The organism is Paraburkholderia bannensis NBRC 103871 (genome assembly GCF_000685015.1).
Classification (GTDB): domain Bacteria; phylum Pseudomonadota; class Gammaproteobacteria; order Burkholderiales; family Burkholderiaceae; genus Paraburkholderia; species Paraburkholderia bannensis.
Genome location: NZ_BAYA01000005.1, coordinates 320,650 through 332,943, shown reverse-complemented (window position 1 = coordinate 332,943; position 12,294 = coordinate 320,650). Strand labels below are relative to the sequence as shown.

Genomic DNA, 12,294 nt, shown 5'->3' with positions numbered 1-12,294 from the left:
AACTATTTCGAATGAAGCCCGTATTGCCCCCGCTCAATGCCCTGCGCGCCTTCGAGGCAGCGGGGCGGCTTGGCAGCTTCAAGGAAGCCGCTGCCGAACTGCACGTCACGCCAGGCGCGGTGAGCCAGCAGGTGCGCCTGCTGGAGGAGTGGCTGGGCGCGGCGCTGTTCGAGCGGCACAACCGCCAGGTGGTGCTGACGCCGGCGGCCAGGGTCTATCTGGAAGAAATCGGCCCGCTATTCGAGCGCATTTCGCAGGCGAGCGCGCGATACGGCGTACCGCGAGCCGTTTCGCGCACGCTTTCGGTCAGCGCGCTTGCAACCTTCACGCTGCGCTGGCTGGTGCCGAGGCTCGCCCGGTTCCGCGCTGAGCATCCTGACGTCGAAGTCAAACTCGACACGTCGAACGAGCCGCTGGAAAGCCTGAAGGCCGATTACGACGTCATTATCCGGGGCGGCCCGGACACGTTCTACGGCTATTCGATGCAACCGTTCCTGTCCGACGAGCGCTTGCCGGTCTGCAGCCCGTCGCTGTTGCAGCGCGTGCCGCTGCGGTCGCCGGACGATTTGCAGCATCACACCTTGCTGCACACGTCGAGCCTGCCGCGCCTTTGGCCCGACTGGCTGGCGAGCGCGCAAGTCCCAGCGCTCAGGCCTGCCGCGACGCTCACCTTCGATCACTTCTTCCTGACCTTGCAGGCCGCCATCGACGGAATCGGTATCGCGATGGGGCCGACCGCGCTGGTCTGCGACGACCTTGCCGCTGGGCGTCTGGTCGCGCCATTCGATGGCCCGCGTTTGCCGTCGCGCAGCTACTGCGCGTATGTGCCGAATGAGAAAGCCGATGATGAACTCGTCGTGCTGTTTCTGGCGTGGCTCGAACGCGAAGGACGCAACGCGTAAGACGTCAGGCATAACGTGTAACGCATCGATGGGTGCTGGTTTACCCCGTCCGGAAGGCGTTCAAAAAATGCCATTCAATCTAAGTTTTATCCATGGCCCGTTGCCTTGCGCAACATTAACCTTGTCACATGATTCTTCGCTGCATTCTGCCGGGATGCGGGCGCGGATGATTGTATTTGCCAGATTATTAGCTATGCAGATCAAATTGCAATGATAAAAGCATCGGCGCTCCGATGCGGATAATGATGGAGATGCCGTTTGAAGAAATTGATTACTCTCGCATCAGGCGCAGTGCTGTCCAGCGCACCCGCTTTTCCCGTTCTTGCGCAATCGTCGGTCACGCTGTATGGCGTGATCGACAATGGCGTTGTCTATCAAAGTTCAAGCGGCGGCAATTCAGCGGTTCGTGCGGTGCCTGGCGGGCTGTTCGCGACACGCTTCGGTTTTAAGGGCAGCGAGGATATTGGCGACGGCGTACACGTCAATTTTCAGCTTGAACAGGCGTTTTCCGGGCAGTCAGGCGTGGCGACCAATCCCGCCGATGCCTTCAATCGCCTCGCCTACGTGGGACTGTCCGGCGGCTTCGGCGAAGTCCGCTTCGGCCTGCAAAACTCGCCGCAATACGATGTGCTCCAGGCGGCGATGGATCCTTCATGGGTAAAGAGCATCGCGTCGCCCATGAACAATTTCAACGGCCTGATTATTCGCGCGAACAACGGGATTTCGTATTACACGCCTACGTTTGGCGGCCTGAATGCGAAACTCATGGTGGCGTTGCGCGATTCGAGCGGCGGCGCGGGCAACGGCATCGGTTTCTATAACCTTGTCGTCCAGTACATCAACGGGCCGTTGAATGTGGCCGCGGGTTACGAGCGCGGAGACGAACCCAGCGTTGGCGCGGGCGGCAGCTATACGCTGACGGGCGGCGGCGCTGCGGGGCCTGGCGCGGTGTTCAACGTATTCAACGCGGGGGCGTCGTACACGATCGGATCCAACCGCATCTGGCTGGCCTATCACACGGAAAACCTGACCAACACGCCCAAATACATGCAGCACGATGTCTACCAGATATCGGACTCGTATCAGTTCACGCCTGCGTTCCTGGGCTCGGTGATGTATGGCTATGCGCACGACCGCACGGGCCAGGGCAATAACGCCCAGGAGCTAGGCGTATTGCTCGAATACGCGCTTTCCAAGGCCACCGAGCTTTACACCGCCGCCGGGTTCATCCAGAACAGGAACAAGGCCGCTTATACGCTGGCGGGGACGGCGTATTCGGGACTGACGATCACGCCGGGCTCCGATACACGCGGCATCGGCGTCGGTCTTGTACACAAGTTCTGAAGCGCGACGAACTTGAGCGATCGCATCAGGGACGCGCCAGCGCGTCTTTGCTCATGAGCCGTTCGCGAATCTGCTTGAGCACCCACGTCGCGCGTGAGGACAGCGGCCACTGCGCCCGATGGACGAGCCACAAGGTATCGACGACCGGCGTCGCGCATTCGATCACGCGGATCGCGTGCTGATCGGCGAATGCCTCGCGTGCATGGCGCGGGATCACCGTGAAGCCGAGCCCGCGCGCGACTGGCGCGAGAATCAGCGAAATCTGGTTGCTGAAGCCGCGCAGCGGCAGCGCGCTCACGCCCGGGCTTCCGGCGAAATGACGCGACAGCAGGCGCGTGGCCATTGCGCGTCCATCGGGATGGTCGATAAAGCCGAGCCGTTCGAGGTCGCTCCAGCCATCGACTTCTTCCCCGGCGGGCACGACGAGTTCCAGCGGCTCTTCAGCGAACGGTTCCGCTGCCAGGCGCGCATCGTCGGGACGCAGCGTCACAAGGCCCAGTTCGTAGCGCTTGTCGAGCACGGCGGCGAGCGTTTCCGGATCAGGCGCGAAGCGATGGCGGATCACGAGCCCCGGATGCGCCTGCTGCAAGTCCAGCAAGAGCGGGTAGAGCGCCAGGCCGACGCTGCCCGGCGTGACGAGGCTGACTTCGCCGCTGTCGAAGGTCGTGTCCGCCAGTTGCAACTGCAGACGCTTGTGCGCCTGCTCGATTTCACCGCAGTAAGCGAGCAGCGCGACGCCGGACGGCATGAGTTCGAGTTGCCGCCCGCGCCGGATCAGCAGCGGGCCCAGTTCGGCTTCGAGGTGCTGCACATGCTGGCTCACCGCCGCCTGGGTCAGGCCCAACTGGTTGGCCGCGCGCGTGAAGCCGCCCAGTTCCGCGACAGCCGCGAACGAGCGTAGCCATTGAGGGTTGAGCATAACGAATTCTTATCGAAGGGATAAGGAAGCATTAGAGCATGTTTGGGTTGAGCGGCGCTACGCTTGGGATATCGACTTTTTTGGAGTATCTGGCGTGTCGCAATCCGCTTCTCAATCTGTCTCGCGACCCTATCCGCGCAGCTTTTCCCACATCGGCCTGTCCGTGACCGACCTCGACGCCGCCGTGCGCTTTTACAGCGACGTGATGGGCTGGTACCTGATCATGCCGCCGACCACCATCACCGAGGACGACAGCGCCATCGGCGTCATGTGCACGGACGTGTTCGGCGCGGGCTGGGGTTCGTTCCGCATCGCCCATCTGTCGACGGGCGACCGCATCGGCGTGGAGATCTTCGAGTTCCGCAACGCGCAGAAGCCCGACAACAACTTCGAGTACTGGAAAACCGGCGTCTTCCACTTCTGCGTGCAGGATCCGGACGTCGAAGGCCTGGCGGCGAAGATCGTCGCGGCGGGCGGCAAGCAGCGCATGCCCGTGCGCGAATACTTCCCGGGCGAGAAGCCTTACCGCATGGTCTACATGGAAGACCCGTTCGGCAATATCGTCGAGATTTACAGCCACAGCTACGAGCTGACCTATTCGGCGGGGGCGTATCAATCGTGATGACGCCTGCCACTTCAACGCCGGATGCGACCCAGCAGGCCGCGCCGCGCGCGGAGCACCGCGCCTGGACGTGGCACGGCAGCGCCGCGCCGCTCGACCTGAAACTCCGGTACGTGCCCATGCCGTCGCCCGCAGCGGGCCAGGTGCTGGTGCGTAACGCCGCGATTGGCTTGAACCCGGTCGACTGGAAGGTGCTGGGCGGCGCGCTGGTGGACTGGCGCGCGGGCCATGTGCCAGGCGTCGATGGCGCGGGCGAAGTGGTGGCGCTCGGCGACGGCGTATCGGCAGACTGGCTGGGCCGCCGCGTGGCGTGGCACACGAGCCTGCATCGCGACGGCAGCTTTGCCGAGCACACCGTCGTGGACGCGCGTGCGCTGCTGCGCCTGCCCGATGCGCTCGATTTCGAAACGGCCGCGAGCTTCCCCTGTCCGGCGCTGACCGCCTGGCTCGCAATCGAGAAGGTGCCGGTCAAGCCGGGCCAGCCGCTGCTCATCAGCGGGGCGGGCGGCGCGGTCGGGCAGTACCTCGTGCAACTGGCGGCGGCGCGCGGCTTTGTGGTGACCGCAATGGCCAATGCGCGCCATCGCGACCGGCTGCTGGCGCTGGGTGCCGCTGATTGCATCGATGGGCCGCTGCCCGACGGCGGCGGCGCGTGGACAGGCGGGCGCGGCTATTTCGCGGTCATCGACGCCGTGAGCGGCGACCACGCCGCGCGCATGGCCGATGCGCTGCGCGCGAATGGCCATCTCGTCTGCGTCCAGGATCGTGTCGCGCAGTGGCCGTGCGACCCGTTTGGCTTGACCCTGTCGATGCACGAAGTGGCGCTGGGCGCGCTGCACCAGCACGGCGGCGACGAGGCGTGGACGCAGTTGCGCACGGCGGGCGAGCAGATGCTGGCGGCGCTCGCGCATGCGAGACTGCAGCCGCAAGAGCGCGTCGTGCGTCCGTTCGAGGCGCTGGCGCAACTGCTCGACGATTTGCGCTTGCGCAGTTTCAGCGGGAAGCCGGTGGTGCGGGTTCGATAAGGCGGTTTGGAGTTTGACCACGCGACGTCGTTGTCCGTGTCGCGTGTCAGCTCAACCCGCATCACTCGATGAAAACGAGGGCATTGCCACACGTTCGCGAGGCAAGGGGAAACAAGGCCGGCTAGCGCGCCTCGTGCTTTGCCGGATCTGCGTCGTAGTTCACCGGAATCCAGCGGTATCCGTTGCCGTCGGGGCTTACGTGCCCGAGACCGGGAAACGCAATATGCGCGGCGCCGACAACATAGTGCTGCCTGGCGGCCAGGGCCAGCATGTCACGCCGGGTTTGCTGGGCCACGTACGCGTTCGAGTCGTACTCGACGGTGGCGTCCGGATCGCGCAGCTGTATGGATGCGACGTGGATGATGTCGCCCCATACGAGCATTGTCTGATTTCCGTTGTGCACGACGTAGGCTGTGTGGCCGGGTGTATGGCCGGGTGCCGCCAGGGCACGGATGCCTGGCGCGAGCACGGCGTCGCCATCGAAAGGCTGAAAGCGCCCCGTGGCGACGTACGGAGCGACGGATTGAGCCGCCGCATCGAAGAATGAACTGAGGAAGGGCGGCGCAGTGCTCTTGTTGTGTGCGTCGAGCCAGTAGTCAGCCTCCGGGCGTGACGCGCGTACGATGGCGTTGGGGAAGGCGGCTTTTCCGTCCAGGTTGACACCGCCCACATGATCTTTGTGCATATGCGTGAGCAGCACCAGATCCACCTGCTCCGGCCGATATCCGGCGGCGCGAAGGTTGGCGAGCAGGCGGCCACAACAGTCTCCGTAAAGCACGCCCGCACCCGTGTCGATCAGAATCAGCTGGTTGCCCGTATTGACGAGAAACGCATTGATCGAACCCTGCACTGGCAGCGAGAGATCGTCGATTGCAAGGTCATGATCGATCTGGTCGCGCGTCACGTTCGTCATGACGGTGTCGACGGGAAAGTCGTGCGTCCCGTCGAGAAGGGCGGTGATTTCATACGAACCCAGCATCATCCGGTAGAAACCCGGGCCCTGGGTGCGGACTTGAGGCGCGGCCGCATGAGTGCACTGGACGAACATGAACAGCAGACACAGGGCCCTCGTGAGGTAGGCCGCACACGCCACGACTGCGCGGGGGCGTGCAAGGCGTCGCACTGCTGGATCGTGGAGCTCGATGATGTCCATGGCCTTCGGATGAGTTGAGAGTAGAGGGACGGGATGTTGCTCACATCGATTGTCATCGCCAGCCTGAAAAGCTGGAACTGAAGTGTTCTGAATATTCTTTAAAGCTCAGCGCGTCCCTTGAATCGTGGATTCAGATCGAATAAGCAGCGGCGCTTGCCGCGTTCGGATCGCATGATACGAACAGGCGTGCGGGCAACCTGCCCCCCGATCGTTCAACCGGCTCAAGTCACCGAGTCCCGCTCCCGCGGTGCAATCATGCCGCCGATCAACGAATAGCTGACGGGACTGCGTTGCGGCCTGGCATAAACGTGTCTCGGTGTCGTGCACGTTTATGCACGTTTACATTCTCGTTTATGCACGTTATGATGGGTCATGACTGATGACATTCCCATCGCCCGCCGTGAACTGATCGCCTCGCGTCTTGCCGCGGGGCAAGCGGTGGTTGCGGCCACGCTCGCCGCCGAATTCGACGTATCCGAAGACGCAATCCGCCGCGACCTGCGCGCGCTGGCCGCCGAAGGGCGCTGCCGGCGCGTCTACGGCGGCGCGCTGCCGCTGTCCGCCGCGTCCGCGCCAATGGCCGCGCGCATGGACGAGGCGCGCGAGCGCAAGGCGGCGCTGGCGGCCGCCGCCGTCGCGCAGGTGCAGCGCGGCGAGCTGTTGTTCCTCGACAGCGGCAGCACTCATCTCGCGCTGGTCGAACTGCTCCCCGACGATTACGAACTAAGCGTCGCGACCAACTCCATCGACATCGCCGCTGCGTTGCTCAGGCGCGCCGATATCCGCCTCATCCTGGTGGGCGGCGAGGTCAATCCCGTGGTGGGCGGCAGCGTCGACGCCGCCGCTGTCGCAAGCGTGCTGAATCTGCATATCGACCGCTGCTTCCTGGGCGCATGCGCGGTGTCGCCGCAGGAGGGCGTGAGCGCCTACGAATTCGCCGATGCCACTTTCAAGCGTGCGGTGCTGTCGTGCAGCCGTCACGCGATTGTCCTCAGTACGACTGACAAACTTGATGGGCGCGCATCGCATCGTGTCGCCGCGCTCGACGCCATCGCCTGCGTGGTGCTGGAGCATGATGCGCCGCGCGCGCAGGTTGCCGCGCTCAAGAAAGCGGGCACCACGGTGCTGCAAGCGCAGCGTCCAGCCAGCGCCGCCAGCGCGTCCAACTACAGTTGAGCGCGACCGTTTCTCCGGCGCTCGCACCCTAACCAGCCGAGGACGCGTCATGCGTGTTGCACATGTTGCCTTGTGGACCCGAAACATCGCTGGCGCAGCGAGTTTCTGGAAGCAGTATTTCGACGCCGAGGTCGGCGCGCTATACCGCAGCTCTCGTCGGCCGGGCTTCGAATCGTGCTTTGTTCGACTTCCCGGCGGCGGCGTACAGATTGAGCTGATGGCAGCGCCGTGGGCCGAAGAGAAGGGCGGGGACGAGTGCCTCGGCTGGGACCACGTCGCCATCTCCCTGGGGAGCAAGGAGGCCGTCGATGCGTTGGCTGCACGCTGTGACGGCGACGGCCGTCTCTTGTCTGGGCCGCGGACAACGGGAGACGGCTTCTACGAGGCAGTGCTTCTTGCACCTGACGGCACTCGCGTCGAAATCACCGGCTGAATTCAGCACGCCCACGAAGCAAACCCACACAGGACTACAACCGATGACGTCCGCTCTCGGCACTCTCCGTTCGCCCGCAACCATCTGGCATCAGCATGCAACACGAGCTGCATTCTTCGCGGCGGGCCTTGCGGTCGCAGCCTGGGCACCGCTTGTCCCTTTCGTAAAGAGTCGGCTCGGGATTAACGACGCGACGCTTGGCGCGCTACTGCTCTGTCTGGGCGTCGGTTCAATCCTCGCAATGATTGGCTCTGGAAACATCGTGTCGAGGTTCGGCTGCAGGCGTGTCATCAACGTCTCCCTGGCTGGGGTTGCCGCCATGCTCGCGCTGCTCGGTTCCGTTGATGGTCTGTATGCGACGGGAGTCGTGCTGGCGATTTTCGGTGCTGCGATCGGAACGCTGGACGTGGCGATGAACATCCACGCTATCTCGGTTGAGCAGCGTTCGAAGCGGCAAATGATGTCGGGCTTCCATGCGCTCTTTAGCATCGGCGGCCTCGCGGGCGCTGGCGGTGCCGCGGCAGCGCTCTCGTCGGGTATGTCGCCCGCGGCTACTGCCATCTCAGCGGCGCTATTGCTTCTGGTTGCGCTTTTCCTGTTCGGGCGACACTTCTTGAACGACAGAAGCCAGGCTCACTCCCCGTCGCTTGCGCTGCCGCGAGGCAGAGTCCTTGTACTGGGTTGCATGTGCCTGATGATGTTTCTCGTCGAAGGCGCCATGCTCGACTGGAGCGCGCTGCTGCTCGCGGGATCCAAGTCAATGCCGGAGACACAGGCAGGGATCGGATATGCGGCCTTTGCTGCAGCGATGACCACCATGAGACTAGCCGGTGACTGGATTGCAGCCAGACTTGGGTCTCGTCGGGTGGTGCGACTGGGCAGTGCTCTGGGCGCTGCGGGCACTGCCCTGGCCGTGCTGGCACCTTCCCCATACCTCGCGATTTTCGGCTTTGCGCTGATGGGCGTGGGCTGTGCAAATATCGTCCCGATTCTGTATTCGACCGCGGGTGCCGACACGTCCACGTCCAAGGAGCACGCCATTGCGGCGACCGCTACGCTTGGATATGCAGGAACCCTAGCGGGTCCCGCCGCAATCGGATTCATTGCACATGGCATCGGACTTCCATCTGCTTTCGGACTTCTGGCGGCTCTCCTCGTGGTCGTGTGTCTCTCGACGGGAATCGTGCCAAAGCGCGCACATTCGAATACCTGCGATTGAACGCAAATGCTTGAGCGCGGAGCAAATCTGTGCGCCTTCCTCGGTGGGGGTGAACCGCCGCGCTGTGATTGCGATGTCTACGAGGGATTCCCCTGGGCCGGATGTTTTGGCGTTCCTCTCGCCTTGTAAGCGGCCGTGTCGCGCCTTCCCGAAGCGGTTCTTACTCGCGTACACAGATTATTCGCATTTCGCGAATGTCGCGTTCGCGGGTTCTTCCATACCGGATAAGTCAGCCTTCCACCTATCTTTCTGCCGTCGGCCGGATAAATCCGCAATGCCTCGCATAGATGGAACGTCCGGCGATTCCTCGCGATTGACTTCGCACACAAGAGCATCGGCATTGGCCACGGCGTAGCCGCTCCCGGCGCACGCGCTGCGAACCCATGTCCACGGAGACGGAAATGAAAGCAAACGAGTGGGATACCTCCTACGAATGGAAAGCGGTGACGCTACTGGCGCTTGGCTTCGGGCTGGTTGGGCTGGATCGCTGGCTCATCGCGCCACTGTTCCCTTCAATCATGAAGGATCTCAACCTGACTGCGCAGGACGTCGGCAACTGCATCGGCGTGCTGGGTCTGTCGTGGGGGATCTTCGCGGCCCTGATGGGCGGCATCTCCGACAAGGTTGGGCGCAGGAAGGTTCTCATTCCGGCAATCCTCGCCTTTTCGCTGCTTTCTGGCTTTTCTGGGCTCGCCGGCGGCCTCTTTGGCTTGATTGCGATTCGCGGCCTGATGGGGGTCGCAGAAGGCTCGTTCTGCCCGACGAGCTTCGCGGCGACCGCCGACGCGTCCCACCCGCGCCGCCGCGGCCTGAATCTCGGCCTGCAGCAGAGTGGCTTCGCGTTGTTCGGGCTGGCGTTATCGCCCATCATCGCCACCCAGTTGCTCAATTTCGTGACGTGGCGTTGGGTGTTCGCTCTCGTGGCCATCCCTGGCCTGATTCTCGGCGCGATTATGTTCGTCGTCATCCGTGAACCGAAAGTGGTAAAGGAAGTCGCTTCAGAACACGCGCCGGCCTCGCTCGGCCATGTGCTTAGGAGTCGGAACATCATCGTCGCCATGGCTGCGTTGTGCTGCGCGATGACTGGTGTATTCGTTCTCGGAGCACTGCTGCCGCTGTACCTCACGGGCTACCTGTCGCTCGATACGCAGAAAATGGGCCTGGTGGTCTCGGCAATCGGCTTCGGCGGGTTTTTGGGGCAATTCGGGTTGCCTGGCCTCTCAGATATCGTTGGCCGCCGCCTGGCGAGCATCGTGGGCTTCGCGGGCACTGCAGTCATGCTCTACATCTTCCGGGGCCTCGGGCCGCAACCGCTTGTTCTGTTCGTTGTCCTCTTCGTGGCAGCGTTCTTCACGCTTGGCCTGGTTTCGCTGCTCTCTGGGCCCGTGGCGACTGAGGCTGCGCCCATCGGACTCGTCTCCACGTCAATTGGTGCAGTCGTTGGCGTAGGCGAAATCTTCGGTGGCGGTATTGCACCGGCAATGGGCGGCTACGTCGCTGCTCATTTTGGTATCCAGAATATCCTGTGGCTGCCGATGTGCGCCGTCGTTCTCGGCATCGTGGTCAGCATGCTTCTGAAGGAGACTGCGCCAGCCGTGCTGCAACGTCGTGTGAACCTGCAACCGGAACTCGCCGCAGGAGAGCAGCCGCGGTGAGTTTGACGTCAACCCGGCGGCGACTACCGCACGCCGCCGTGGGTGCATTGCGCTTGTCGACCCGTTTGTCGAAGGGATGGATGCTGACGCTCGGCTTCAGCCCAATCTTCGCAAACGGGTCATTTGCGTTGAAGGCAACAAGCGTGGAGGCAATAGGGGAAATCCGCAGGACAGCCGCGAGCCATCGTGCCGAGCGTGAGATTGACAACAATTTGGTGACAGTGTGACGGCCTTCGCGTGACGCCGTAAGCAGTCTGGCCCATATAAACTGGCATTTTGCAGAAAGGCGCCGTATGGACCGATTTCTGAGCATTGAAGCATTCGTGAGGGTAGCGGAGGCTAGCAGCTTCGCCGAGGCGGCAAGGCAGCTTGGCGTGACGAGCTCAGTGGTGACAAACCGCATTCAGCAGCTTGAGAAGTTCGTCAACGCGCCGCTTTTTCATCGCAGCACACGCCACGTGCGGCTATCAGAGGTGGGAGAGGCCTTCTATCGCGAATGTGCGGAGGTCGTAGGTCGCGTCAACGAACTGACCGACCAGATGCGTGAATTGCGCGCGACACCAACAGGGCGTCTGCGTATCCAGATGCTTCCAGGTTTTGCGCTAGGGCACTTCGCGAAGCCGCTGGCCGAGTTTAACCAGCGGTATCCGGGAATCCAGCTCGATATCATCGTGAATGACCGTGTTGTCGACCCCGTTGAAGAAGGGTTCGATATCGCGTTCCAGATTTTCCCCCCTATTTCCGAATCGCTCATTGAGCGTCGACTATTTACTGTTCGCCGTCTGTTCTGTGCGTCGCCACGCTACGTTGAGGAGCATGGTGCACCACAGCATCCGCGCGAATTGTTGCAGCACACCACTGCGCTTTATTCCGGATATCCCTCGCGTAATCGCTGGACAATGAGGCGTGGGGACGAGGTTGTCGAAATGGAGTTGCCGGGCATGATTCGCTCCAATTCCGTGCATCTTCTCCGGGAATATGCGCTGACGGGCGGCGGCGTTGTGTGTCTACCGACGCTGGTCGCAAGCGACGCGCTAGTGAATGGCACATTGGTGCCTATCTTGACTGACTATGACCTCTCGTCATTGAGCTTTGCTGCCGTTTATCCCGCAACGCAGCGGCAGGCGCTGAAGGTAAAGGCACTCGTTGAGTTCCTCGCTGAATATCTAGGAAACGAGCCATCGTGGGATGTGCCGTTGCTAGAGCGCGGCTGGGTGCGGTAAGCAGCGAATCTGGCAGCGGATTATTCGGGAATCGCAAATGCCGTAGTCGCTGTCCTGCAGGTTGTTGCTGTCGGGCCTAGCCCCTAGAGTTGAACCAGACAAAGCAGTTCAACACAGGAGACAGCAATGACCGACACGGCATTCCATACCGTCTTTGGCTCGCTTGAGGGTTACAGGAAGGGCGAGATTGAAATTACGAGCGGAAGTGCTCACCACTACGCCTTCTCGAATGTGTTCGAGGTGGCCTCCATATCGGCGCCCTACGAAAAGGTTGTCGCCGGCAAAAATCTCGAATACGTCATTGAAGTGCTCCGGACTGAAGGCGTGTCGCCGTGGTTCGCATGTGCACACGACGAATTCACCATCCAGATGGATGGCGAAGTTCAAATCGAATTCATCAAGCTCGACAGCCCGCTGAAGCCGGGCCGCGGCACCGTCAGTGCCGGCGCGCAACCCGTCGGCCGCAAGATGGGCCATGTCGTCCTGCGCAAGGGGCATCAGGCGCTGCTCCCTGCAGGCTGCGCCTACCGCTTCGTCGCAAGCAAGCCGGGCGTCGCGCTCGTGCAGACCACGCTCGGTGAACTGTCCGTGGAGAAGTGGGCCGATATCTGCCTGCACTAACC

At 62.4% G+C, this 12,294-nt stretch carries 12 protein-coding genes; 10 read left to right on the top strand and 2 right to left on the bottom strand.

The genetic code is table 11. The features are described from left to right. The first annotated feature begins 11 nt into the window (after positions 1–11). The gene (gene gcvA, locus BBA01S_RS10285; RefSeq protein ID WP_027816353.1) at positions 12–902 is read left to right on the top strand and encodes a transcriptional regulator GcvA; all 891 of its coding nucleotides are present in this window, start codon (positions 12–14) and stop codon (positions 900–902) included. A 258-nt stretch (positions 903–1,160) separates the two neighbouring features. Continuing rightward, entirely contained in the window at positions 1,161–2,246 is a 1,086-nt protein-coding gene (locus BBA01S_RS10280; RefSeq protein ID WP_027816352.1) for a porin, read from the top strand. Positions 2,247–2,271: 25 nt separating this feature from the next. Here the strand turns inward: BBA01S_RS10280 and BBA01S_RS10275 are convergent, their stop codons facing one another. Further along, on the bottom strand, positions 2,272–3,165 hold the full coding sequence (locus BBA01S_RS10275; RefSeq protein ID WP_027816351.1) for a LysR family transcriptional regulator: 894 nt from the start codon (positions 3,163–3,165) through the stop codon (positions 2,272–2,274). A 94-nt stretch (positions 3,166–3,259) separates the two neighbouring features. Between BBA01S_RS10275 and BBA01S_RS10270 the strand changes: the two genes are divergently transcribed. Together BBA01S_RS10270 and BBA01S_RS10265 are read left to right on the top strand one after the other, a co-directional pair. After that, entirely contained in the window at positions 3,260–3,787 is a 528-nt protein-coding gene (locus tag BBA01S_RS10270) for a lactoylglutathione lyase family protein (protein WP_042296661.1), read from the top strand. Then, on the top strand, positions 3,787–4,812 hold the full coding sequence (locus BBA01S_RS10265) for a zinc-binding dehydrogenase (RefSeq protein ID WP_042296659.1): 1,026 nt from the start codon (positions 3,787–3,789) through the stop codon (positions 4,810–4,812). The genes BBA01S_RS10270 and BBA01S_RS10265 overlap by 1 nt, the downstream gene beginning before the upstream one ends. Before the next feature lie 121 nt (positions 4,813–4,933). Here the strand turns inward: BBA01S_RS10265 and BBA01S_RS40800 are convergent, their stop codons facing one another. Then, complete coding sequence (locus BBA01S_RS40800) at positions 4,934–5,860, bottom strand: MBL fold metallo-hydrolase (protein WP_042296657.1); 927 nt, start codon at positions 5,858–5,860, stop codon at positions 4,934–4,936. Between the two features lie 477 nt (positions 5,861–6,337). Between BBA01S_RS40800 and BBA01S_RS10255 the strand changes: the two genes are divergently transcribed. The 6 genes from BBA01S_RS10255 to BBA01S_RS10225 all read left to right on the top strand — a co-directional run bounded on the left by BBA01S_RS10255 (position 6,338) and on the right by BBA01S_RS10225 (position 12,292). Beyond that, positions 6,338–7,141 carry a DeoR/GlpR family DNA-binding transcription regulator gene (locus tag BBA01S_RS10255; protein ID WP_027816348.1) on the top strand — a complete coding sequence of 268 codons (804 nt, stop codon included), beginning with the start codon at positions 6,338–6,340 and terminating at the stop codon, positions 7,139–7,141. 49 nt (positions 7,142–7,190) lie between these two features. Beyond that, complete coding sequence (locus tag BBA01S_RS10250) at positions 7,191–7,574, top strand: VOC family protein (RefSeq protein ID WP_027816347.1); 384 nt, start codon at positions 7,191–7,193, stop codon at positions 7,572–7,574. A 43-nt stretch (positions 7,575–7,617) separates the two neighbouring features. Next, positions 7,618–8,793: an MFS transporter gene (locus tag BBA01S_RS10245; RefSeq protein ID WP_027816346.1), complete on the top strand. Its 1,176-nt coding sequence runs from the start codon at positions 7,618–7,620 to the stop codon at positions 8,791–8,793. Between the two features lie 401 nt (positions 8,794–9,194). Then, positions 9,195–10,448 (top strand): MFS transporter, encoded by a 1,254-nt coding sequence (locus tag BBA01S_RS10240; RefSeq protein WP_027816345.1) that lies wholly within the window; start codon positions 9,195–9,197, stop codon positions 10,446–10,448. 293 nt (positions 10,449–10,741) lie between these two features. Further along, a complete protein-coding gene (locus BBA01S_RS10230) occupies positions 10,742–11,671 on the top strand; it encodes a LysR family transcriptional regulator (RefSeq protein WP_027816344.1) in 930 nt (309 codons plus the stop codon). 126 nt (positions 11,672–11,797) lie between these two features. Beyond that, on the top strand, positions 11,798–12,292 hold the full coding sequence (locus BBA01S_RS10225) for a cupin domain-containing protein (RefSeq protein ID WP_027816343.1): 495 nt from the start codon (positions 11,798–11,800) through the stop codon (positions 12,290–12,292). The last annotated feature ends 2 nt before the right edge of the window (positions 12,293–12,294 follow it).

Excerpts from the sequence above, each read along its gene's own strand:
- BBA01S_RS10250 (WP_027816347.1), top strand. The coding sequence starts at position 7,191 with ATGCGTGTTGCACATGTTGCCTTGTGGACCCGAAACATCGCTGGCGCA.
- BBA01S_RS10240 (WP_027816345.1), top strand. The coding sequence starts at position 9,195 with ATGAAAGCAAACGAGTGGGATACCTCCTACGAATGGAAAGCGGTGACG.
- gcvA (WP_027816353.1), top strand. The coding sequence starts at position 12 with ATGAAGCCCGTATTGCCCCCGCTCAATGCCCTGCGCGCCTTCGAGGCA.
- BBA01S_RS10245 (WP_027816346.1), top strand. The coding sequence starts at position 7,618 with ATGACGTCCGCTCTCGGCACTCTCCGTTCGCCCGCAACCATCTGGCAT.
- BBA01S_RS10230 (WP_027816344.1), top strand. The coding sequence starts at position 10,742 with ATGGACCGATTTCTGAGCATTGAAGCATTCGTGAGGGTAGCGGAGGCT.
- BBA01S_RS10255 (WP_027816348.1), top strand. The coding sequence starts at position 6,338 with ATGACTGATGACATTCCCATCGCCCGCCGTGAACTGATCGCCTCGCGT.
- BBA01S_RS10225 (WP_027816343.1), top strand. The coding sequence starts at position 11,798 with ATGACCGACACGGCATTCCATACCGTCTTTGGCTCGCTTGAGGGTTAC.
- BBA01S_RS40800 (WP_042296657.1), bottom strand. The coding sequence starts at position 5,860 with ATGTTCGTCCAGTGCACTCATGCGGCCGCGCCTCAAGTCCGCACCCAG.
- BBA01S_RS10275 (WP_027816351.1), bottom strand. The coding sequence starts at position 3,165 with ATGCTCAACCCTCAATGGCTACGCTCGTTCGCGGCTGTCGCGGAACTG.
- BBA01S_RS10265 (WP_042296659.1), top strand. The coding sequence starts at position 3,787 with ATGACGCCTGCCACTTCAACGCCGGATGCGACCCAGCAGGCCGCGCCG.